This is a genomic window from Amycolatopsis sp. FDAARGOS 1241 (genome assembly GCF_016889705.1).
GTDB lineage: Bacteria > Actinomycetota > Actinomycetes > Mycobacteriales > Pseudonocardiaceae > Amycolatopsis.
Genome location: NZ_CP069526.1, coordinates 4,337,739 through 4,358,520 on the forward strand (window position 1 = coordinate 4,337,739; position 20,782 = coordinate 4,358,520).

The window sequence follows — 20,782 nt, forward strand, 5'->3', positions numbered from 1 at the left end:
CCACGCCACCGGGACGGGCTGGATCACGTGTTCGCCGAACAAGCCGATGGTGTCCGGCCTGCGCCGGTGCTCCACCGCGCCGGCGCAGGCGATGAACACGAGGTACTCCAGCCCGAACTCGTCCTGGAGCCGCTGCACCTGCTCACCGACGTCGTCGGGGGTGCCGACCAGCAGCATCCCGGCTTCGACGAGCTGTTCGAGCGTGCGGGGCACCGGCTCTTCCTGCCCGAGCAGGCGCCAGGTCTCGAAGAAGCCGAACGCGCCGAGCCAGTCGCCTATGGATGCGAGGCTCTGACGCGCGCTCCGAGGCCTCCTCGTGCATCTCGGCGACCGCGACGAGCCGGCACAGCGCGACGCCTTCAGGCCGGCACTCGCCGGGCCGGGCCGTACGGCCGTGCTTCGCCGCCGCGTCGGCGTAGGTCCGTGACGATGGAGCTGCCCACCTTCGCCGCCCATTCGATGCTCGCGGCGCTCTTGGTGACGTCGTGAACACCGGCGGATGCGGCAGCTGCAGCGGCTTCGGGACGGTGGCGAGCTGCGCTACCCGACCGTCGGCGACCCCGGCGCCGAGCCGGGTCGAGATCCTGTGCGCCCACCGCAGCCCCGCGGGCGGCACCTGGATGAACTCGTCCTCGCCGACCACAGGTCCTCGGTTCACGAGCGCTGCATGACGTCGAACCACTCTTCGAACCCGCGCCGGTTGCGCGCGTCCGTGGCTTCGGCGCCCGCCGAGGACGCGCCGACGTGCTGCGCGAGGACCCCGACCGACCGTGCATGGTAACCGTGCGGCCTGCCGTCGCCGAGGAAACACCTGCGGGAGTTCCGCCTGCGCCGGCCCACGACGAACTGATCGCGAAGGGCCCGGAGGACACGACCGTGACGGCCGTGGCGCTGCAGTGGGGATTCAGCAACGCCCACCGCTTCACCGCGCTGCACCGGGAGCACTACGGCACGTCACCCGGCCAGGCGCTGGCCGGCCCTCAGGACGCCGGCGCCCGGCGCAGCCCCGCCACGATCTCGTCCGCGGCGCGTTCGTCGGCCGCCGTGGGCTCGAACGTCGACGATGCCTTCGTGTACGCCCGTTTCAGCTCGAGGACCTCGATCGTGTAGTCCTCGAGGATTTCACGGTGTCCCAGGGTTTCCACGGCGCGGTGCTCGGGATCGTCGTACCAGGCGCGCATCTGCTCTTCGGTCTCGAAGTACGCGACAGCCAGCTCACGACCGTCGGGCACGTCGAGCTTGTGCAGCGCGACGAACCCCGGCATCGCCGAGGCGCGCTCGAACATGCGCCCGCCGATCGCCGCGTAGTCGTCGTTCTGCCACTCCGGCCTGACTTTGCCCCAGAAAAGCGCGACGTACATCCCGACCTCCGTAACCGGTCCGCTCTGACCCGCGAGCAGCGTAGAGCATCTGTGCCGACCGTCACAAGAACGCAATGCCCATCGCGCACCCTTTGCTCAGGAAGTGCTGCCGCGCCCCGAGGGCCGCGGGATCCGGGCCCCGCCGGCTGAGGACGGCGAAGTGAACCGCCAGTGACCGCGACGACGGGGTTCACGCGACGCTGCGCCCAGACGACGCTGCCGGGGCCGTCCCTGCGGTCCACCCGGCTGACCGACCTGCGCGAACGGGTCCTTGCCGCGACGATCGTCCACGGAATCGGGGTCCGGCACGGCCGGCCGGACGGCACGGTCGCCGTGGCGGGGCTTGGTGAGCTGAACCTGGTCGTCGTGCGCTACGGCGCCGAGGGCACGGTCGACGCGTTCCCCACGCGCAACCGTTTCGCGCTCACCGTGCCACTCGGACCGATGCGGCTGCTCGCCCCCGAGGTCACCAGCGAGCTGCTGACCTCGGGTTTCGCACTCGCCGGCGACGCCCACACCGTGATGCGCCCGGACCAGCACGCGGGCGCGCTGGTGATCTCCACGAAGATGACCCGCGTCGAGGAGCACCTCGGCACGCTGCTGGGCCGACCGCAGCGGACCGCGCTGTGGTCGCTGCCGCCGAGCGCCCCGTCCGCCGCCCCGGTCGCTGTGCTCGACACCGCCTGGGGCAGTGCGTGCCTCGCCCTCGCCGGCGCACAACCCCGCTCGAGCCGACCGTCCTGCGGGCGCTGGAAGACCAGCGGCTGACCGCGGTGCCGCTCGGCCCGCCGCACACGTCGAGCACCGAACTGATCGCGGGCCGCACGGAACAACCCGCGGACGTCGTCGAGCAGGCGCGGCGGTGGCTCGAAGACCACACCGAACCGGTGACCGTCGCCGACGTCGCCCGCGCGGCCGGGGTCGGTCTCCGGCAGCTGCGGGCGCAGTTCCGGCGCAAGCTCGACACCACGCCGACCGCGCTGCTGCGTGACATCCGGCTCGGCCGCGCTCACCGGGCGCTGCTCGTGACCGGCGGCGGCGAAACCGCCGCGGAGATCGCGTACTCGTGCGGGTTCACGCACCTGAGCCGGTTCGCGCAGGAGTACCGCCCGCGCTTCTGCGAGTTGCCGTCGGAGACGGTTCACCGGCACCGCCCTCGGTGAACCGCCGCGGTAGAGCAGCGACCCCGTCGGGCAGCGCGCCCGCACGTGCTCGATGCGCAGCCGGAAGTCGGAACCGGTGTCCACGTCGGCAGTCCGGTCGAGCCCGACGGCGGGCGCGACCAAAGTGGACAGTGGCGGCGTCGGCCGCTCCCCGCGACGGTCAGTCGGCGGCGACGTGAGACCGGCCGGCCGCGCCTATGCGCTGCGCGAGCCGCCTGTCCGCTGTCGCGATCGCGGCCGGGAGTTCGCAGGAACGGCGTCGGTCGGCGTGGTCGAACACCGGAGTGGTCACCTTGAGCTCGGCCACGCCGGTGCGGTCGAGCAGGTCTCGCCGACGCGCGCACCGTATCGGGGGAGCTGACGACCAAGTGGGCCCAGCGGGCCGCGAGTTCGGCTCGATCGTCCGCTGTGCGCGGGTAGCCGGCCGCGGTTTCCGGGTCGGGCGGGAGGATCCGCCGTCCGTGCAGCCGGCTGAGGACCTTGAGCCGGGCCGGTCCCCCGAGCCACCCCAGCCCGCTCGTCGGTGTCGGCGACGATCACCAGCGCAGCACTGGCGTTCCGGTACGTGCCGAGCGCTTCTTCGGCGCTTCCGGCGTTGAGGTGGTGCGCGAACGCGTACGGGAGGTTCCACTCGCGAGCCACCTGGGCGGTGCTCGTCCCGGAGCCGAGCAGCCACACCTGGGCCGGTGGCCGAGTGCCGGCACAGCCCGGATCCTTCCGTCTCCGTCTGCGAAGTACCCGATGAGCTCGTCGACCTGTCCCGGAAAGTCTTCACCGCCGCGGCGCACTGCTTCCGCAACATACGCCGGCCCGCCGAGCGCTCGGCCCAGCGAGAGGTCGATCCGTCCCGGGAAGAAGGCTTCCAGCGTGCCGAACTGTTCCGCCACCACGATCGGCGCGTGGTCGGGCAGCAGCACTCCCCCGGCACCCACGCGGATCCGGCGGGTCACCACCGCGAGCCGGCCCGCCCACGACCGCGGGCGCGAAGCTCGCGACACCGCGCAGCGAGTGGTGTTCGATCACCCAGTACCGGTGGAACCCCAGGCGGTCCGCGAGCACGGCGAGGTCCACCGTCCGCTCCAGCGCTTCCCGCGCCGTGACACCCCCGGACGATCGGGGACGTGTCGAGCACCCAGAGCGCACCCGCGCTCTCCACCACGGACGACTGCGCGCGGCCCGCTAACCCGCACCAGCTCCGCGAAAACGGCGGTGCACCCCGTGCGGGGCACACCGCCGTTGTCCCGGCCCGGGCCTACTTCACTTCCCGACCTTCATCTCGCCCAGCTCCGACCAGGAGTCCTGGTCGAGGGTGGTGTTGATGATGTCGGGGGTCTTCTGCAGGTACTGCGGGAAGTCGGCCTGGGCCTTCTTGAAGTGGTCGGCCGTGACGTGCGCTTCCGCGGCGTCGTCCTCGAAGGCCTCCACGAGCACGTACTCGTTCGGGTCCTCCAGGCTACGGGACCAGTCGAACCACTTGTTGCCCGGCTCCGCGCGCGTGGCCTCGGTGAACGCCCGCGAGAGCTCCGGCCACTGGTCCGCGTACTCCGGCTTGATCTGCCACTTCACGGTGATGAAGATCATCTGCTCCTCCTCCTTCGTGCCGTCAGCAGCCTATCGCCGCCGCGGGTGCGTCCGCTGTGGACGCACCCCCTCACGGGACCAGGATCGCCCGGCCGCGGATCCGGCCGGCGTCGAGGTCGTCGAGCGCCTGCTGGAAATCGGCCAGCGCGTACTTCGAGGTGTGCAGCTTCACCTTGTCCTGCGCCGCCAGCACCATCAGCTCGCACAGGTCGGTGTAGGAACCCACGAGGTTGCCGATGAAGTTGATCTCCGTGGAAATCACGTCGATCGTCGGCACGTTGATGTTCTCGCCGTAGCCCACCACGTGGTAGTCGCCCGCACGGCGCAGCATCGCCACGCCGTCGGCCGTCGCCCCGCCCTCGCCGACGAAGTCGACCACGACCTCCGCGCCGTTGCCACCGGTCAGGTCCTGCACCGCGGCCACGTGACCGCCGTCGGCGACCACACCGTGGTCCGCACCGATCGCTTGGGCGAGCTTCACTGCGTCCGGGTTGCGGTCGACCACGATCAGCTCCGCCGCCGTCATCGCCTTGAGCACCTGGATGCCGATGTGCCCGAGCCCGCCGGCGCCGATCACCACGCACTTGTTGCCCGGGCGCAACCGGCGTGCCGCCTTCGCCGCCGCGTGGTAGGCCGTCAGCCCCGCGTCGGCCAGCGCCGCGACGTCGGCGGGCTCCAGCGAATCGTCGAGCTTCACGACGCTGCGCGCCGACGTCTTGAGCAGCTGCGCGTAACCGCCGGCGGTGTCGATGCCGGGGAACTGGCTGTTCTCGCAGTGCACGTCGTCGCCGCGGCGGCACGCGGGGCAGAGCCCGCACGTGATCAGCGGGTGCACGATCACCTTGTCGCCCTCGGCGACGTTGGTGACCGCGCTGCCGACCGCGTGCACCCAGCCCGCGTTCTCGTGCCCGATCGTGTAAGGCAGGGTGACGCCGGACTTCTCCGCCCACTGCCCCTCGAGGATGTGGAGGTCGGTGCGGCACACGCCGGCGCCGCCGATGCGCACGATCACGTCGTGCGGCCCCGTGACCTCCGGCGACGGGACGTCGGTCATCCGCAGATTTTCGCCGTATCCGACAACCTGGACTGCCTTCACGATGCTCGTGCCTCCTCGCCGGCGACGGCCGAAACGGACGGGTCGTGGGGCCGGGCCGTCTGGTCGGCCTCGGACCCGGGGTAACGCGTGCGGAGCAGGCCGCGGCAGAAGTGCGCGTTGCCGTCGATCGAGATCCGGATCGAACGGGCGAACCGCAGCCGCAACGGCACCTCCTCCCGCGGGTAGGGCGCGCCGTGCTCGTCGACGAGCACCGGTTCGCCCGGCTCGACGCTCAGCCCGAGGGCCGCCCGCCGGCGCACCAGCGCGTCGGTGGTGCGTCCCGGCGGCAGGTCGCCGAGCGTCACGTCGTGCAGTTCCTCTTCCCGCAGCGACTTGTCCGCGCGCAACAGCCCGGTCAGCGCCCGTTCCATCGCGGCGGTGTGCGCTTTGCGGCGGAACGTCAGGCGCAGCTCGTCGAGGTCCTTTTCGGCCTCGGAGCCGAACGTGCCGCGGTAGCCGGCGTCGGCGGCGAGGCCGCGGTTGATGAGGTCGGAGTCGTGGTGGTCGTCGAGCCGCACCACCACGCGCCGTGCGCCCGGCAGGGCGGTGAGCACGTCCTTCGCGTCCGAAGCCATGAGGTACGCGAAGTTGGGTGAGCAGAACGACGTCGGCAGCCGCAGGTGCACGGTCAGCTCGCCCTCGCAGGCCGCCACGGACCGGACGAACCCGAGATCGGTGATCGGTTCGTCCAGTTCCGGGTCGTACACCTGCCCGAGCGCCCCGCGCGCCAGTTGTTCGAGGTCCGGCATCAGGCAACCGCCGCGGCTTCGGGCTTCGCGTCCGCGGGCGGGTTCTTCACCTGCAGCTCTCCGGGCACCGGGATGTCGTACATCGCGGCGGCGTTGAGGCCGAGGATCTTCTTCTTGATGTCGGTGGTCAGCGGCGCGTATTCCGTCATGTCCTCGGGGATCTGGAAGTCCACGAACTTCTCGACGAGCCACTTCGGCGTCCAGATCGCGTAGTCGCTGGAGAACTGGATGCGGTTCTCGTCGAGCCAGTACAGCAGCTCGCCGATGATCTGCGCGAAGTAGCGCGGCCGGGTGTGGATGAACGGCATCGCGACGGCCAGGCCCGCGTGCACGTTCGGCTCCTGCGTGGCGATCCAGCAGAAGTCCTCCAGCCGCGGCAGGCCGCAGTGCTCGATCACGAAGTTCAGGTCGGTGAAGTCGGTGGCGACCTTGTCCACGTCGGCGACGTCGAACGCGTCGCGGTCGAGCGGGCGGATCGTCGGGCCCTTGTGGATGTGGATGTTCTTGATCCCCAGCTCCTGCGCGGCCTCCAGGTAGCGGTAGCTCCACTTGTCGTCGAGCTTCCAGCCGCGCGAGTCGCCGAACCACTCGGCGGTGTAGAGCTTCACGCCCTTGAGGTTGAACCGCTTCGCGTCCTCGCGCAGCTGCTTGAGGCCGTCCTCGCCGAAGCGCGGGTCCCAGCAGTGGTTGTAAGTCAGCTTGTCCGGGTGCTTCTGCGCCAGGGCGAACGCCTCGTCCGTCTGGCCGAAGTTGTTGGTGTAGAAGGCAGGCAGGGCCGCGGGCTGGAAGATCGCGTGATCGACGTAGCCGTCTTCGAAGAGGTCCTTCATCAGCCGGTCACCGCCGTAGTAGAGGTAGTCCTCGTACGGCCACACCTCGGACTCGGGGCTGAGGTTGCGGTGGTAGTCGTAGAAGCAGTCGATGAACTGCTTGCCGTGGATGTTGCGCTGGTTCTCCGGCCGGGCGTCCCAGAGCGCGATGTGCGCGTCGAGGATGAAGTACTTCTCGCCGTCCTTGGTGTACATGATCTTCCTCCGCATTCGTGACCGCATCGGCACGTCAGGCACGGACCGTAGGACGATCTTGGCTGGTCAGCGATGGGGGTGCTGTCTCGATATGAGACATCCTGGGGCTGCGGCGCCTATGCTGGTGCGCCTAGCCTGACCGAGCCGGACGCAGAGCGGCGTCTTGCGGGAGGTGGCATGACACGCGGTGAGGGGCTCGAGGCCCGCGGCGGCGCTGCCCCGAGGCTGCGGGCCTCGTGGCAGCGCAGCGCGAACTACGGTGTGCCCGGTGACGAGGTGAAACCCGTGTTCACGGCGTCGGTCGACACCGGCTCGCTGCTGTACGAATGCGGCAGCGAGGTGCTCCAGGGCCTGCACGCGACGCTCGCGAACGAGCCGATCAGCCTCATGCTCACCGACAGCGAAGGCCTCGTGCTGAGCCGCGTGTGCGGCGACCCGGGCATCACGCGTTCACTGGATCGGGTGCACCTCGCACCGGGTTTCTCGTACGCGGAGAGCAACGCGGGCACCAACGGCCTCGGCCTCGCCCTCGCCGACCGCGCCCCATCGCTCGTCCGCGCGGACGAGCACTACTGCACCAGCCTGCGTGGCTACACCTGCGCGGCCGTGCCCGTGCTCGACCCGCTCACCGGCGCGCTCGCCGGCAGCGTCAACCTCACGACGTGGTCCGACCAGTCGTCGGACCTGTTGCTCGCGCTCGCGCAGACGGCGGCCGGGCACACGAGCGCGCTGATGCTGGCGCGGGCCTCAGGCCGCCGTGCGCGCCCCGCACCGCGCGGCGAGGTGTTCCGTGTGTACGCCGACCGCATCGATCCGCCGGAGCTGTCGGCCGCGTGGCAGCACACCTTGCTCGAGACGATGGACGCGATGGGCCGCGGCCGCACGGTCGCGGTGGTCGGCGAGCCCGGCGCCGGGAAGACGGCGCTGGCCGCGCTGGCCCGCCGCGAACTCCACCCGCGCGAACGCGTGCTCAACGCCCGTCCGCCGGCACCGGACGACGTCGACGCGTGGCTCGCGATGTGGGCGCCCGAAGTCGGCAAGGACAGCACGTGCGTGATCGTCTCGGGAGTCGACGCCCTGCCCGCCTGGGCCGCGAGCGAGCTGGCGGCCCGGTTTACCCCGCACCGCACCGGTTTCGTTCTCACCGCACCGGATTCCGCGGCGATCCCGGCCCCGCTGCTGCCGCTGGCCGAGACCGTCGTCGAGCTCCCGCCGCTGCGCCTGCGGCCCGACGACATCATGCCGCTGGCCCACCACTTCGCCCACCGCGCCCGCGGCCGCGCCGTCACCTTCACCCCGGCCGCAGGCCGCGCGCTGACGACCTACGACTGGCCCGAGAACGCCAAGCAGCTGCGCCGCGTCGTCGCCGAGGCCGCGGCCCGCGCGGACACCGTCGACGCCCACCACCTCTCGCCCGAGGTCTTCACGACCAGCGGCCCGCGCCTGAGCCGCCTGCAGGCGCTGGAACGCGACGAGATCGTCCGCTGCCTGTCCCAGCCGGGCGCCACCGTCGTCGCCGCGGCCGCCGAGCTCGGCATGGGCCGCGCGACGATCTACCGGAAGATGGCCCAGTACGGGATCAAGAACCGGCAGCTGCGGTCCTGACCGTCCACACAGGACTCATCCGGCGCCGCCGGGATCCTCGGTGGCGTGGGGGAGATCGACGAGCGTGAGACCTCGTCGGCGACGCTGCCGGCCGGGGCGTAGAGCCGCAGTGGCCGGCGGTCTTCCCGGCCACCGTCGCCGTCGGAGGCGTTGGCTTGCAGGAGAACCGCGACCGCGACGCGCGCGAGCAGCGTGACGGCGGTGAGATCCACGGTGAGCTCGTGGGTGCCGCCGAGCGTGAGCCGGTCGAGCTCGTGGGCGAACCGGCCGGCGTTGCTCGCGTCCAGCGCGCCGTGGACGGCCGCCCGCGAATCGGCCGCCTCGGGCTGGTCGAGCATGAGCATCAGCTCGGGCCGTTCGTCAGCCGGTCTCCGGACGGTGCCGTGGTCCACCTCGTCCGCGGTGAGCAGCCGGGCCGGGTAGGACAGGCGCAGGCGCGCGGTGGCGGTGGTGCCGCGCTCGCCGCGGCCGATCTCCAGCTCGTCCACGAGCCGCGTGGCCACGGCGAGCCCGAGCCCGTGGTCGGCGCGGAAGTCCGGGTCGCCGGGGCGGGCGCGGTCACGCCAGTGACCCGTCGTCGGCCACCCGGACCCGCGCGCACCCGTCCGGTCCGAGCTCGGCGGTCACCGTGACGGTGCCTTCCGCCGCATCGGCGGGGTGACTGTGCTCGACGGCGTTGGTCACCAGTTCGCCGAGGGCGTGCGCGAGGGCGTTGAGGTCGCGCCGGCCCGCGCCGTGCTCGCGCAACCACCGGGTCCTCGCGACGCGCGTGGCCGGCACCGCGTCGACGTCGACGCCAGGCGCAGGTGCAGCGGCTCCGGTGCGGCGACGCGCTGTGCTGCGAGCAGCGTGATGTCGTCGGTGTGCCCGCTCTGGCGCACGAGCAGCTCGAGGCTCAGCGGGCACACGCGGTCGACCGCCGACAGACCCGTCCCCCGGATCCCGCGCTCGGCCAGCGTGTCGGTCGCGGTCCGGGCCAGTTCCGCCCGCGCGGCGGCCGGGTCGCGGCCGGGCCGTTCGATGATCCCGTCGGTGTAGAGCAGCACCACCTCGCCCGGCTCGAGCCGGGCATTCGCCACGGTGTAGGTCGCTCCGGTGCCCAGTGGTCCCGCGCCCGACGCCGGGCGGAGTCACGCGTGACCACCAACGGAGGCGGATGCCCGGCGGAGCAGAACGAGAGCCCACCGTCGACGGCGTCGAGCACCACGTCGCACACCGTCGCCGCACGCGCCTCCGCCAACCGGATCGCCAACCGGGTCGCCATTCGGTCCACCGCGGCCAAGGCGGCCATCGGGTCGCCGGTCTCGTCGAGCCGGTCCTGCAGCACCGCGCGCAGCTGCCCCGTCGCCGCCGAGGCGGCCAGTCCGTGGCCCACCACGTCACCCACGACGAGCGCGACCCGGTCCCCGGCGAGCGGGATGGCGTCGAACCAGTCCCCGCCCGCGGCATCCTCGGCGTCGGCGAGCAGGTAGCTGCCGGCGATGCGCACCGACGGCAGCACGGGCCCGCCGGGTTGCAGCAACCGCCGCGGCAAGGCGGTGATGACTTCCCGCGCTCCTTCGTAGCGCCGCACCGCCTCGGCGATCTCGCGCCGGGCACGTCGCTGTTCGAGCACGCGCTCGGTCGCGTCGAGCCCGAAGAAACTCAGGCCGGCGATGGCGCCGCCCGGCCCGTAGCGCGGCCATCGTGAAATCGACGTACAGCTCGTCGAGCCGGCCCGAACCGGGTTCGCGCTCGATCTGGACCCGCCGGCCCCGCGCCACCTGCGCGACCCCGGTCTCGTACACGCGATCGGTCATCTCGAACAGGTTCTGCCCTGCCACCTCGGGGAAGAGTTCGCGCAGCGTCCGGCCGACCATCCGCTCGCGGCTCGCCAACGCCCGGAAGCCGGCGTTCACCGCGAGGACGCGGTGCCCCGCGCCGCCGAGGCCGAGCAGCATGACCGGCATGGACTCGTAGATCTCCCGGACCGCCGGGGCCACCACCCGTGCGTCGAGGTCGTCCTGCACGTCCCGGGGCATCGCCGCCGCCTCCGTCCGAGTCGATCGGGAGCCCGGCCGGGGTCAACCGGGTTCGCCGGGTCTCTCCACCAGGGTCCGGGCCAGGGCGACGAGCTTCAGGTCGAGGTTTCCGGCGGCGCGGCGCAGCACGGTGGCCGCCCGCTCGGCATCCATGCCTTGCCGGCTCGTCAGGAACAGCTGGGCCCGGCCGAGCACGTCACGCGCCGCGATCGGCTGAGACAGGTCAAGCGTAGCCAGGTCGACCGGGTCGGTGACCCGGATCCCGTCGAGCGCGAGACTCGCGTACGCGGACAGCAGCACGACCGCCTGCCGGTCGACGGCGCGCCAGCCGCGCATCCAGCGGCTGTAGACGTTCAGCGCGCCGCCCAGGCTCTGCGGTCCCGCAGCCGGGAGCAGGTCGGTCGCGAGCACGGCGGTCAGCCCGTGGTAGGTGGCCACCGCGGCGAATCGCGGCCACCGCGTCTCCGCGGCCAGGTCGGCGCTCACCACGAACCCCGGTCCGCCCGGCCGCGCGGCGTCGAAACACGGTCCCTCGCCGATGCGGTACTGCACGAGGTCCAGTTCGGTCGCTTCCGCGGCGGTCTCCACGGGTGTGGAAAACCCGCGCGCCGGATCCCGCAGCGTCACGCTCACCAGGTCCGCTCCCGGGACCACGACCCGCGTCGCCGACACCACCCGCCGCAGCAGCCCGCCGACCGTGGGCTCGGCGGCGAGCAGGCGTGTCAACGAAGCCAGTCGTTCCTCCGGGTCACCCGGATCCGGTGCCGCCGGATCGTGGGTCGGCTCGTCGTACCGAAGTGGTTCCCCCACCGCCTGCTCGAAGGCCGCGAACACCGCCGACCCCGCCGGCAGCGTCACCGCGCGCAGCACCTTTTCCGGCGCGCTGTCCGGTGCCACGACGAGCCGGCACCGGGCGGCCCGCGACCGCAGCGTCTCGAGCACGCCGACCAGCAAGCGGATCGCGGCCGCCGACAACAGTTCGACCTCCCGCAGGTCGAACACCACCAGCCCGGGGGGTGGCACTGCCGCCACCGCCTGCCGCACCACGGTGTCGTCGGCCTGGCCGGCCACCAGCTCACCCTGAAGCCGCAGCACCACCGCCCGCTTCGTCGACCGTGCCGCGACCTGCAGTTCCGTCGTCATGGCGTGCTCCCCGAACCGGCTCGACCGCAAGCGTCCAGTATGGGTCGCCGCCTCCCGGAACGCAGTAATGGGCGTTATACACCTGAGGACTGGCTCTCTCCGTGGGACTGTCGCGGACGCGGGCGAACCGGCAGGCTGGGCACCCGGGATGTCCGCTCGGTGAAGGGGCGTGGGTCGATGCCGTGGTTTCCGGACTTCGTGAGTGCGGTGGAGCTGGCGCGCAAGCAGACCCGAGCCGAGGGGCGGGCCGACCCTGTCGGGCAGTTTTTCACTGCGCTGAACGCGGGTGACGCCCAGGCGCTGGAGACCGCCTGGCCCGGTGAGGTCGTGGTGTACGACCCCCGCGCCGGGGTCGTGCGCAGCAGGCGCGAGCTGCGGAAGTTCGTGCGCGCCAACCAGGAGTGGCAGGACCGGCGCCACGCGCGGATCGAAACGGTCGCGAGCACCCGTTCGGGCGAGCGCGCCGTAGTAGAGCTGGTCGCGTACCTGGACGACGCGGATCCCTGGCCGGTGACCGTGGTTGCGCAGGCGTCCGGCGACGAGTCGGTGGTGTTCCGCACCTACTGCAGCCAGCGCCCGCTCGACGGCCGCCACCACCTGCGGCCCGCCATCCTCGACACGCGCACGGATCTGCCCGCCGACGTCGGCCGCTACCAGGCGGCGCTCGCCACCGGGGACGCCGAAACACTCGTGCGCGGCTTCGCGCCGGACGGGTACGTGCAGACGCCCGATGGCGCGAAGCACACCGGCGCAAGGGAACTGCGTGAGTTCTTCACGGGGATCGGTGCGGCCCGGCTGGAACCGTGCGCCGTCACGGACGGCGGCGACCGGTGCGCGCTCGAGTACACGTGCGACCGCTTCGGTGGCCGCGACGTGGCGGCCCAGGCCGGGATCTGCGTCTTCGACCGCACCGGAACCGGGTTGTTCTCCGCGGTGCGGGTGTACGACGACGTGGCGCCGCCCGCCTGAACTCACGCTGCCCCGGGGAATGTGCGCGAGGGAACCGGACGCGGACACTGATTCATTCCGTCTGCCCGGAAAAGAGCCCGCGGCGGACATGAAGCTCGAAGTCGTGGTGATCCCCGTCGGAGACGTCGCCGCGCCAAGACGTTCTACAAAGGACCGGGCTGGCTCGAAGACGCCGGCTTCGCCTCGGGCCCCGACTTCCGGGTCGTCCCGATGACCCCTCCCGGCTCGCTCTGCTCCGTCACCTTCGGCACGGGGCTCACCACGGCGGAATCCGGCTCGGCGCAGGGCCTGGCCCGTGGTCACCGACATCGACGCCGCCCGCGCCGAGCTCGCCGGCACCGGCGTGGCCGTCAGCGAGGTCGTCCACGACGCCGGCGGCGTGCTCCACCACAGCTACGGCTCGTTCGCCTCGTTCGCCGGCCCCGACGGCAACGGCCGGCTGCTGCAGGAAAGCACCCAGCGGGTGCCGGGCCGATGAGCGAGGACTTCGACGCCATCGTCGTCGGAGGCGGCTCGCCGGGCGAGCGCTGCGCCGGCGAACTGGCCGACGACGGCGGCCTGCGCGTGGCGCTGGTCGAACGGGAACTCGTCGGCGGCGAGTGCTCCTCTGGGCGTGCATCCCGTCGAAGTCGCTGCTGCGCCAGGGCGAGGCCGTCCAGGGCGCCCGCGAGGCCGCGGCCACGGCGGAGGTCGACGTCGCGGCCACGCTGTCGTGGCTGGTTTTCGACCACACCGACGGCGGCCGGGGGACGTGGCTCGCGAGCGAGGGCATCACCTTGCTGCGCGGCCCCGGACGGCTCGCCGGCCCGGGTGTCGTCGAGGTCGGCGGTGTCCGCCACACCGCGCGCGACGTCATCCTCGCGACCCGCTCCGACCCGTCATCCCGCCCGTGCCAGGGCTGCGCGAGCCGGCGGGAGTGTCGACCACTCGCGAGATCACCGCGAGGAAAACCGTGCCCTGTCGTCGACGGGGATGCCGTGGGGGCTCGCCGTGACACCGACGGTCTCCAGCCCTAGCCCATCGACGCGTGGGCGCGCGCCCGGTGCAGCCGAGGAGGTGGTCACCGCGCAGCCCGCGGCCGTTGTCCAGCGTCAGCAGGAACTCCTCACCGTCGTGGCGGGCGCCGGTCGCGTGCACGCCGGCGAGGTTCGCCCCCCGAAGCGCCGAACTGCTTTTGCCATCTCGGTGCCGACGGGTCCGCCGCCGAGGACGAGCAGACCACCTGCGCGCCGGCGAGCGGCTGTGGGCCATCGGCGACGTCACCGGCATGATCCGCAGGTGGCAGCGATCGGCGCCGTCGAGGGTGCGTTCACCGCCTCCGCGCGAGTGTCCGAAGTGGCCACAACCGCGACGTACGTCCACGCGTACGTCGAATCCACCGGCTTGTTCACGCTCGTGTCCGACGGTCACCGCCTCACCGGCGCGTACGCCCTCGGCCCTGAGGCCGGCGAGTGGCTCCAGCAGGCGACGCTCGACGTCCTGCGCGACCCGATCCAGCCGTTCCCGTTGTTCTCCGAGATCTCGTGGCGGCGCTCGAGTCCCCGCACGAACAGACCGCCGCGGCGGGGGCGGCCGGCCACCGCACAACCGGGGTGATCCCCCGCGAGGACGACACGTACGCACGGTGCGGTACGCGGAAGTGCCGTAGTTGAGCGGACGCCCCAGCGCCCCCTTTTCCCGACGATGACCGAGTGGAACCGGACAGCGGCGAGGAGACGGCATGAGGTGGCACCCGGCGGCCCGCACGCGCAAGTGGTCCTTGTTCGCCCACATCGTGGTCGCGTCGGCATGGTTCGGCCTGGACCTGGCGCTGGGCGTGCTCGTGTGCACGGCGCTGGTCACCGACAGCCCCGCCGTCGCGGCGACCGCGCTACAGGCGCTTCGGCTGTTCGCGGTGTGGCCGATGCTGGCGGCCGCCCTGCTGACGCTGGCGACCGGCGCGGTGCTGGGCCTGGGCAGCAAGTACGGCGTCGTCCGGTACTGGTGGGTGGCGGCGAAGCTGGCCGTGACCGTGCTGATGGCCGTGCTGATCTTCGTCGCCCTTCGGGTGGGGGTCGACGAGGCGGCGGTGTACGGCCGCGAGGTCGCGGCCGGGACGGCGTCCGCCACGCGGGCGAGTGACCTGCTGCCGCCGGTGGTCGTGGCGCCGAGCCTGCTGCTGTTCTCGTTCGTGCTCTCGGTGTTCAAGCCATGGGGTCGCATTCGCCGCCCCGCCGCCGAGCGAACGGCCGTCACGGTGCGCGACGGAGCCTGACCACCCACGGCGGTGACCTCGGCCCACGATCGTGCACAAGATCGTTTTCGAGGTGAGCACCCGACGGCAGTCCTGTTAGCTTCGGTTTCCGAGGGCCGCGTGGCCGGAAGCGACAGGGAGGAATCGGAAATGTTTCACCTTCGCCGTATCGCCGGTCTGGTCGTCGCCGGATTCGCCGCCACGGGAGCGTGTTTCAGCGGCCTGAGCACGGAAACCACCGCCGCACTGCCTGCGTGAGGATCCGGCACCGGACACACCGGTTGCCGCCTCGGGCGCATTCCTCCGGCCGCCGCAGCCGGAGAAGCTTTTTCCTTGACCTTTACGGGAATTGCCTTGGGGCTCGTCGGCCGAGCCGCTGTTTCAGCGTGGCCAGGTGCGCCCGGCTTCGTTTCGGCCGTCGACCGGGCGTCGCCGAAGGTGATGGCGTCGAGCAGTTCGGTGTGGGGGTCGTGGTCGGCGTCGCTGCCGAAGGTGCCGCGAAGGCACAGCATCGAAATCATCGCTTCGCGGCTGCGGGGGACGAAGTCGTCGAAGAGCTCGGTGGGGATCGGGTTGTGCACGGCAGCGACGATGGCACGGAGGAAGGCCGTGTCGGCGTCGGCATGATCCCCGAGGTCCGACCGGCGCGCCGCGCGATCCGAGAGGGCCCGGTGCCGGGCTCGCAGCTCGGTCGGCGTGCCCCGCTCGGCGGCGAGACCCGCGGCCTGCGTTTCGATCGCCATGCGCGCCTCGATCACCGAGACGAGCTCGGCGCGGCGGAGCACCACGTCCCAGCCCTCGGGGACGTCGAGCACGCCGGCGCCCTGCCGCGACGCCGGCAACTGGCCCGCCCGCAGGCCGACGCGGGCGCCGCCGTGGGCGCCGGTCGCCCTGCGCGGCGGTACCAGGCCCGGCCGAGCCGATGGACCCGGCCCGCAAGCGCAACTTCTTCGAGCTGCTCGTCGAGACGGGCTACAACAATATCGAGGTCGGCTACCCGTCGGCGTCGCAGACCGACTGCGACTTCGCCCGCCTGCTCGCCGAGACCGGCCTCGCTCCGGACGACGTGGTCATCTGCGTCAACAGTCAGTCCGGCAAGGGCGGTATCGCGTACCTGCTCGCCGCCGACTACGGCGCCGAGCTGCCGCGGCGGCTGCAGATCGACTTCGCCCGGCACGTCCGGGAGCCCACGGGCACCACCGGCCTCGAGGTGATATCGGCGCAGCTGGGTGAGCTGTTCTCGTCGACGTACCTCGACGGCCCCGCCGGGGTCTCGCTGTCCGGCTGTTCGGCCGGTGACACGGAAACGTCTTGGACATCGACGGCAGCCCGCACGCGACCACCGTCGAAGCTCTGGTCCAGGCGCTCTCGGCACCCGGGTGCCGGTCGAAGTGCTGAGCCTGCACCAGACCAGCGGCGGCTCGGGCACCGGCGACGGCCCCGCCACCCGCTGGGCGCCGGGCCGCGACCGTTCCGTGCTCGCGGCGAGCCTCGCCGCGAACACCGTGCCGGTTCGCGTTTCCCAGATGGCCCCGTCCCGCGGGGGCTCCCCTTCGCGCCGGTACACCTGGGACCCTCACCCCAGCGCGAACGCCCCGAGCACCACGAGCCCGGCCACCTTCACCACTTCCAGCCCGACGTACCACAGGTGCGCGTGACTGCGCGGCGCCTCTCCGCCCGCCAGCACCCGGTCCGACCGCCGGTTGAGCACCGGCCGCACGGCCGCCAGCTGCACCAGCAGCACCACCGACACGGCGCCCGCAGCCACCAGCGCCCCGGCCGAGCCCGCGCTCACCACCAGCGCCACCCAGATGCCGAGGGCGAGAACCACCTCGACCTTGTTCAGCGCCGCGAACACCAGCCGCCCGATCCCCAGCCCGAGCGGCACCGTCACCCCGGGCGCCCGGAACTTCAGCGGCGCCTCCAGGAACGAAATCCCGAGCACCATCCCCAGCCACACCAACCCGATCGCCCCGGCGACGACCATGCACTCCTCCTCTCGAACGGCGCCCCGCCCAGCACCCTAACCGCTGCCGGGGTGGCGACTTTCGCCTGCCGGACGGGAGCACCGGCGAGGTGGTCGTCTGCCGGGAGCGCTGGTGAAGGCCTGCACTCGACTCACTACGACCGGTACCCGCAAGGGCCTGCGCGTCAGAACGGAGTGGCGGTGATCGGGTGGTTAACCGGGAGTTTGCCGGGCAACCGGGGCCTCGACACAGCACCGAGGGGAAGGAGACCCGCATGTTCCGACACACCAAGCTCCTGCAGTTCGAGGCGAAGCCGGAGAAGCCGGATGCGGTGTACGCGCACAAGCTGCAGGAACTCATCGGCGGCGCGTTCGGCGAGATGACCGTGACGATGCAGTACCTGTTCCAGGGCTGGAACTGCCGCGTCGAGGGCAAGTAGAAGGACCTCATCATGGACACGGCGACCGAGGAGATCGGGCACGTCGAGATGCTCGCGACCATGGTGGCCCGCCTGCTCGAAGGCGCCCCGGCGACGGCCACCGCCGAGAGCGTCAAGGATCCCGTGATGGCGGCGGTCATCGGCGCGATGGACCCGCAACAGGCGATCGTCGCCGGAGGCGGCGCTCTGCCCGCCGACAGCAACGGCACACCGTGGAACGGCAAGTACATCGTCGCCTCCGGCAACCTGCTGGCCGATTTCCGGGCCAATGCCCCGGCCGAGGCGCAGGGCCGCTTGCAGAGACGGCACGGCTGTACACGATGACCGACGACCCGGGCATCAAGGCGATGCTGCAGTTCAACCTCGCCCGCGACACCGTGCACCAGAAGCAGTGGCTCGCCGCGATCGAGGAGCTGAAGGCCGACGGCCTGGAGAGCGACATTCCCCCACTGCTCTGTTCGAGGAGGAGAACCAGGACCACAACAACACGGTCTGGCACCTCTCCGATGGTCCGGACGGCGCCAAGGGCGGCTGGAACTTCGACGGCGACGGCCTCGAGTACCTCATGGACCCGAAACCGCTCGGTGGCCCGGGCACCGCGCCGAAGCCGGACCCCGCCCTGTTCGGCACCTACGCGCCGCTGCAGGACGCCCAGGGCACGGTCAAGGGGAAGGCGAAGGCCGCCAAGAACAAGGCGCGGTGACCCCGGCGGCGGCCCGGCGCACAGCCGGGCCGCCGCCGGGGATTTTTCACCCGCGCACCCCGCGGACCGGGTAGACCAGGGCCACCACGACCCGCGAGGAGACCGGCATGACCGACGTGCCCACCAACTCGGAATCCGCTTGGTACGTCCGGCTCGTGAGCCCCTCGCGCTACCGCGTTCGGTACGCCGCCATCATGCAGCCCACCGAACCCCACGCGACACCGCCGCGCGTCAGGCGCAGCACGTCGCTCGTGTCGCGGAACGTCCGCGCCTCCTGCAGGCGATCTTCCTCGGCCACCACGCAGTCTTCGAGGAGGATGTCGGCGTTCTGCACCCGGCTCCGGCAAACACAGTGATCGTCCGGGGAGCCGGACGAGTCAGGCGAGTCGGGCGGCGTCAGGCGGGGCCAGGTCCAGAGCCGCGGCTCGCAGGGCGTCGTCCGCGTCGGGGAGGCCGGCCACGCGGAGCACCGCGTCGGCGCCTTCGCGGGCGTATGCGGCCACGTCGAAGTCCGGCGAATCCCGCCGCAGGATCGCGGTGCTCTCCACCAAACCGAACACCAGATCCGTCCGCGCCGCCGCCGACGGCACCCCCGCGAAGTCCACCAGCGACGCGTACGCCGCCTTCAGCGCCGCCCGGTCGGCGCGGAACCCCGCCAGATTCGGGGACGCGATTTCGGGCAGCAGGTACAGCGCCCCGACGTTGTGCCGCGCGCCGGCGAGCAGCCGGATGTCGGTGTGCGCCAGAGCCCACAACCGAGTCGCGGCCGGCGCCCGGGACGCGACGAGCCGGTCCGCCACCGCGAGCGACGGGCGGACGGTGGCGGCCAGCAGTTCGGCGAGGATGTCCTCCTTCGCCGGGAAGTGGTAGTAGAGCGAAGCCTGGCGCAGGCCCGCGCGTTCGGCGATCGCGCGGGTCGTGGTCGCCGCGTAGCCGGCGCCGGTGAAGAGCTCGCCGGCGGCGTCCAGCAGTGCTTCGCGCGCGTCTTGCCTGCTCGCGGCCGCACCGCTGGCGCGCGGCCGTCCGACTCTGGTCACCTTCCCGTCCACCCGGCCGATCCTGCCAGGCTCGCGGCCGTGTTACACGGCGGCGCCCGATCCCGAAACACAACGCCCGGCTCGTTAACACCGCCCTTACGCGCGCGAGACGGCCCCGACGCGGCCGCACCTTAATTTCGATCAAACGATCGAAATTCCGCCCGCAGACGGGAGCCCCGCCATGCCCGCGCCACCGGTCCCCACCGACGAACTGCAGCAGTTCGGCTATCGCCAGGAGCTTCGCCGGACGCTGGGCGGGTTCTCCGCCTTCGCCGCCGGCTTCTCCTTCGTCTCGATCCTCACCACCGTCTTCCAGCTCTTCGGTTTCGGCTACTCCTTCGGCGGCCCGTTGTTCTTCTGGTCGTGGCCGGCCGTGCTCGCCGGGCAGCTGCTCGTCGCCCTTGTCTTCGCGGAGCTCGCCGCGCGCTTCCCGCTCGCCGGCTCCGTCTACCAGTGGGCCAAGCAGCTCGCCCGCGGCTTCACCGGCTGGCTCGCGGGCTGGATGATGCTGCTCGGCTGCGTCGTGGCGCTGGCCGCGGCGGCGATCGCGCTGCAGATCGTGCTCCCGTCGGTGTGGAGCGGGTTCCAGCTCGTCGGCGGCGACCCCTCGGTGACGTCGCCGACTGGCGCCACCAACGCCGTGCTGCTCGGCACGCTCCTGATCGTCTTCACCACGCTCGTCAACGCCGCCGGGGTCCGCGTGATGGCGCGGATCAACGACATCGGGGTCGCCGCGGAGCTGGTCGGGGTCGTCGTGCTCATCGGCGGGCTCGCGCTCTTCGCCGCACGCGGACCTCAGGTCGTGCTGCGCAGCGTCGCGGTGAGCGACGGCACCTCGGCCGCGGGCGTCGGCGGTGTGCTCGCGTCGGCGCTCATGGCCGCGTACGTGCTCTACGGTTTCGACACCGCCGCCTCCGTCGCGGAGGAGACGCGTGACGCCCGCCGCGCCGCGCCGCGGGCCGTGCTGCGCGCGGTGCTGGTGTCCGGGCTCGGCGGGCTCGCCGTGGTCCTCACCGCGCTCATGGCCGCCCCGAGCCTCACCGACGGGCAGCTCGCCGGCCACGGGCTGCCGTACGTGATCACCGCAGTCTTCGGCGACACCTTCGGCCGGATCTTCCTCGCCGACGTCGCCATCGCCGTCATCGTCTGCACGCTCACCATCCAGACCGGCACGATCCGGCTGATCTACGCGATGGCCCGCGATGGCGCGCTGCCGATGTCGGCCCGGCTCTCCGGCGTCAACCCGCGCACCGGCACTCCCCTGGGCCCCGCAGTCCTGTCCGGCGCACTCGCGATCGGCCTGCTCGGTGTCAACGTCGGCAACCCGACGCTGTTCAGCACGATCACCGGCACCTCGGTGGTGATCGTCTACCTCGCCTACCTGCTCGTCACCGCGCCGCTGCTGGTCCGCCGCCTGCGCGGGAACTTCCCCGCACAACCCGGGCTGTTCTCGCTGGGCCGCTGGGCGATCCCGGTCAACGTCGCCGCCGTCGCCTACGGCGTGGTCATGATCGTCAACATCGCCTGGCCCCGGGCGGAGATCTACGACCTCGCCGGTTCCGGCTCGCCGTGGCTGCTGCTCTTCCCCGTCGAGTTCGTCGCCGCCGCGCTGCTGATCGGCGGGCTCTGCTGGCTGCGCCTGCGCCGTACCGCCGCCCCCGCCCTCGAACCCGCCGTCTGAGAGGGCGCC

The 20,782-nt window shown here is 72.0% G+C and carries 24 protein-coding genes and 4 pseudogenes; 11 read left to right on the top strand and 17 right to left on the bottom strand.

The window, feature by feature from the left end; genetic code table 11:
* Positions 1-980 precede the first annotated feature (980 nt).
* A complete protein-coding gene (locus I6J71_RS48570; protein WP_239155123.1) occupies positions 981-1,361 on the bottom strand; it encodes an antibiotic biosynthesis monooxygenase in 381 nt (126 codons plus the stop codon).
* Between the two features lie 171 nt (positions 1,362-1,532).
* Between I6J71_RS48570 and I6J71_RS21325 the strand changes: the two genes are divergently transcribed.
* Complete coding sequence (locus I6J71_RS21325; protein ID WP_204096311.1) at positions 1,533-2,129, top strand: hypothetical protein; 597 nt, start codon at positions 1,533-1,535, stop codon at positions 2,127-2,129.
* 5 nt (positions 2,130-2,134) lie between these two features.
* The gene (locus I6J71_RS21330; protein ID WP_204096312.1) at positions 2,135-2,524 is read left to right on the top strand and encodes a helix-turn-helix transcriptional regulator; all 390 of its coding nucleotides are present in this window, start codon (positions 2,135-2,137) and stop codon (positions 2,522-2,524) included.
* A 536-nt stretch (positions 2,525-3,060) separates the two neighbouring features.
* Here I6J71_RS21330 and I6J71_RS50915 read toward each other — a convergent pair.
* The 6 genes and pseudogenes from I6J71_RS50915 to I6J71_RS21355 form a co-directional block, all read right to left on the bottom strand.
* Positions 3,061-3,522, bottom strand: coding sequence for an LLM class flavin-dependent oxidoreductase (locus I6J71_RS50915; RefSeq protein WP_370542173.1), 462 nt, complete (start codon positions 3,520-3,522; stop codon positions 3,061-3,063).
* 31 nt (positions 3,523-3,553) lie between these two features.
* Positions 3,554-3,667: pseudogene (locus tag I6J71_RS50920) on the bottom strand (LLM class flavin-dependent oxidoreductase); the annotation flags it as partial.
* Between the two features lie 114 nt (positions 3,668-3,781).
* On the bottom strand, positions 3,782-4,105 hold the full coding sequence (locus tag I6J71_RS21340; RefSeq protein ID WP_204096313.1) for a putative quinol monooxygenase: 324 nt from the start codon (positions 4,103-4,105) through the stop codon (positions 3,782-3,784).
* Between the two features lie 70 nt (positions 4,106-4,175).
* Positions 4,176-5,201: an NAD(P)-dependent alcohol dehydrogenase gene (locus I6J71_RS21345; protein WP_204096314.1), complete on the bottom strand. Its 1,026-nt coding sequence runs from the start codon at positions 5,199-5,201 to the stop codon at positions 4,176-4,178.
* Entirely contained in the window at positions 5,198-5,950 is a 753-nt protein-coding gene (locus I6J71_RS21350; protein WP_204096315.1) for an iron-sulfur cluster assembly protein, read from the bottom strand. Before I6J71_RS21350 ends, I6J71_RS21345 begins: the two co-directional genes overlap by 4 nt.
* Positions 5,950-6,975 (bottom strand): amidohydrolase family protein, encoded by a 1,026-nt coding sequence (locus tag I6J71_RS21355; RefSeq protein ID WP_204096316.1) that lies wholly within the window; start codon positions 6,973-6,975, stop codon positions 5,950-5,952. The genes I6J71_RS21350 and I6J71_RS21355 overlap by 1 nt, the downstream gene beginning before the upstream one ends.
* A gap of 177 nt (positions 6,976-7,152) precedes the next feature.
* Between I6J71_RS21355 and I6J71_RS21360 the strand changes: the two genes are divergently transcribed.
* On the top strand, positions 7,153-8,580 hold the full coding sequence (locus tag I6J71_RS21360; RefSeq protein WP_204096317.1) for a helix-turn-helix domain-containing protein: 1,428 nt from the start codon (positions 7,153-7,155) through the stop codon (positions 8,578-8,580).
* Here the strand turns inward: I6J71_RS21360 and I6J71_RS21365 are convergent.
* The 4 genes and pseudogenes from I6J71_RS21365 to I6J71_RS50925 form a co-directional block, all read right to left on the bottom strand.
* On the bottom strand, positions 8,529-9,083 hold the full coding sequence (locus tag I6J71_RS21365; protein ID WP_204096318.1) for a hypothetical protein: 555 nt from the start codon (positions 9,081-9,083) through the stop codon (positions 8,529-8,531). The genes I6J71_RS21360 and I6J71_RS21365 overlap by 52 nt on opposite strands.
* 55 nt (positions 9,084-9,138) lie before the next feature.
* A complete protein-coding gene (locus I6J71_RS21370) occupies positions 9,139-9,360 on the bottom strand; it encodes an ATP-binding protein (protein WP_204096319.1) in 222 nt (73 codons plus the stop codon).
* Positions 9,261-9,659 carry a SpoIIE family protein phosphatase gene (locus I6J71_RS49820; RefSeq protein ID WP_204096320.1) on the bottom strand — a complete coding sequence of 133 codons (399 nt, stop codon included), beginning with the start codon at positions 9,657-9,659 and terminating at the stop codon, positions 9,261-9,263. The genes I6J71_RS21370 and I6J71_RS49820 overlap by 100 nt, the downstream gene beginning before the upstream one ends.
* A gap of 104 nt (positions 9,660-9,763) precedes the next feature.
* Positions 9,764-9,967: pseudogene (locus tag I6J71_RS50925) on the bottom strand (SpoIIE family protein phosphatase); the annotation flags it as partial.
* Here I6J71_RS50925 and I6J71_RS48580 point away from each other — a divergent pair.
* Positions 9,947-10,270 carry a hypothetical protein gene (locus tag I6J71_RS48580; protein ID WP_239155667.1) on the top strand — a complete coding sequence of 108 codons (324 nt, stop codon included), beginning with the start codon at positions 9,947-9,949 and terminating at the stop codon, positions 10,268-10,270. The pseudogene I6J71_RS50925 and the gene I6J71_RS48580 overlap by 21 nt on opposite strands.
* An 82-nt stretch (positions 10,271-10,352) precedes the next feature.
* On the opposite strand, the pseudogene I6J71_RS50930 reads toward I6J71_RS48580, so the two are convergent.
* Together I6J71_RS50930 and I6J71_RS21385 are read right to left on the bottom strand one after the other, a co-directional pair.
* Positions 10,353-10,601: pseudogene (locus I6J71_RS50930) on the bottom strand (PAS domain-containing protein); the annotation flags it as partial.
* A gap of 42 nt (positions 10,602-10,643) precedes the next feature.
* A complete protein-coding gene (locus I6J71_RS21385) occupies positions 10,644-11,744 on the bottom strand; it encodes an ANTAR domain-containing protein (protein ID WP_204096322.1) in 1,101 nt (366 codons plus the stop codon).
* Positions 11,745-11,921: 177 nt separating this feature from the next.
* Here I6J71_RS21385 and I6J71_RS21390 point away from each other — a divergent pair, with 177 nt between their 5' ends.
* The 5 genes from I6J71_RS21390 to I6J71_RS21410 all read left to right on the top strand — a co-directional run bounded on the left by I6J71_RS21390 (position 11,922) and on the right by I6J71_RS21410 (position 14,967).
* Positions 11,922-12,713 carry a nuclear transport factor 2 family protein gene (locus I6J71_RS21390; RefSeq protein ID WP_204096323.1) on the top strand — a complete coding sequence of 264 codons (792 nt, stop codon included), beginning with the start codon at positions 11,922-11,924 and terminating at the stop codon, positions 12,711-12,713.
* Between the two features lie 295 nt (positions 12,714-13,008).
* Positions 13,009-13,191 (top strand): VOC family protein, encoded by a 183-nt coding sequence (locus I6J71_RS48585; protein ID WP_239155125.1) that lies wholly within the window; start codon positions 13,009-13,011, stop codon positions 13,189-13,191.
* A gap of 121 nt (positions 13,192-13,312) precedes the next feature.
* Entirely contained in the window at positions 13,313-13,729 is a 417-nt protein-coding gene (locus I6J71_RS21400; protein WP_204096324.1) for a hypothetical protein, read from the top strand.
* 262 nt (positions 13,730-13,991) lie between these two features.
* The gene (locus I6J71_RS21405; protein WP_204096325.1) at positions 13,992-14,309 is read left to right on the top strand and encodes a hypothetical protein; all 318 of its coding nucleotides are present in this window, start codon (positions 13,992-13,994) and stop codon (positions 14,307-14,309) included.
* A 124-nt stretch (positions 14,310-14,433) separates the two neighbouring features.
* Positions 14,434-14,967, top strand: coding sequence for a hypothetical protein (locus tag I6J71_RS21410; RefSeq protein WP_204096326.1), 534 nt, complete (start codon positions 14,434-14,436; stop codon positions 14,965-14,967).
* Between the two features lie 134 nt (positions 14,968-15,101).
* Here I6J71_RS21410 and I6J71_RS21415 read toward each other — a convergent pair whose 3' ends face one another.
* A complete protein-coding gene (locus I6J71_RS21415) occupies positions 15,102-15,761 on the bottom strand; it encodes a FadR/GntR family transcriptional regulator (protein ID WP_204096327.1) in 660 nt (219 codons plus the stop codon).
* Between the two features lie 761 nt (positions 15,762-16,522).
* A complete protein-coding gene (locus tag I6J71_RS21420; RefSeq protein ID WP_204096328.1) occupies positions 16,523-16,933 on the bottom strand; it encodes a hypothetical protein in 411 nt (136 codons plus the stop codon).
* Between the two features lie 254 nt (positions 16,934-17,187).
* On the opposite strand from I6J71_RS21420, the pseudogene I6J71_RS21425 reads away from it, so the two are divergent.
* Positions 17,188-18,055, top strand: a pseudogene (locus I6J71_RS21425) (manganese catalase family protein).
* A gap of 169 nt (positions 18,056-18,224) precedes the next feature.
* Here the strand turns inward: I6J71_RS21425 and I6J71_RS21430 are convergent.
* Positions 18,225-18,389 carry a hypothetical protein gene (locus I6J71_RS21430; RefSeq protein WP_204096329.1) on the bottom strand — a complete coding sequence of 55 codons (165 nt, stop codon included), beginning with the start codon at positions 18,387-18,389 and terminating at the stop codon, positions 18,225-18,227.
* A 43-nt stretch (positions 18,390-18,432) separates the two neighbouring features.
* A complete protein-coding gene (locus tag I6J71_RS21435; RefSeq protein WP_204096330.1) occupies positions 18,433-19,092 on the bottom strand; it encodes a TetR/AcrR family transcriptional regulator in 660 nt (219 codons plus the stop codon).
* 181 nt (positions 19,093-19,273) lie between these two features.
* Here I6J71_RS21435 and I6J71_RS21440 point away from each other — a divergent pair, with 181 nt between their 5' ends.
* The gene (locus tag I6J71_RS21440; RefSeq protein ID WP_204096331.1) at positions 19,274-20,773 is read left to right on the top strand and encodes an amino acid permease; all 1,500 of its coding nucleotides are present in this window, start codon (positions 19,274-19,276) and stop codon (positions 20,771-20,773) included.
* Positions 20,774-20,782 lie beyond the last annotated feature (9 nt).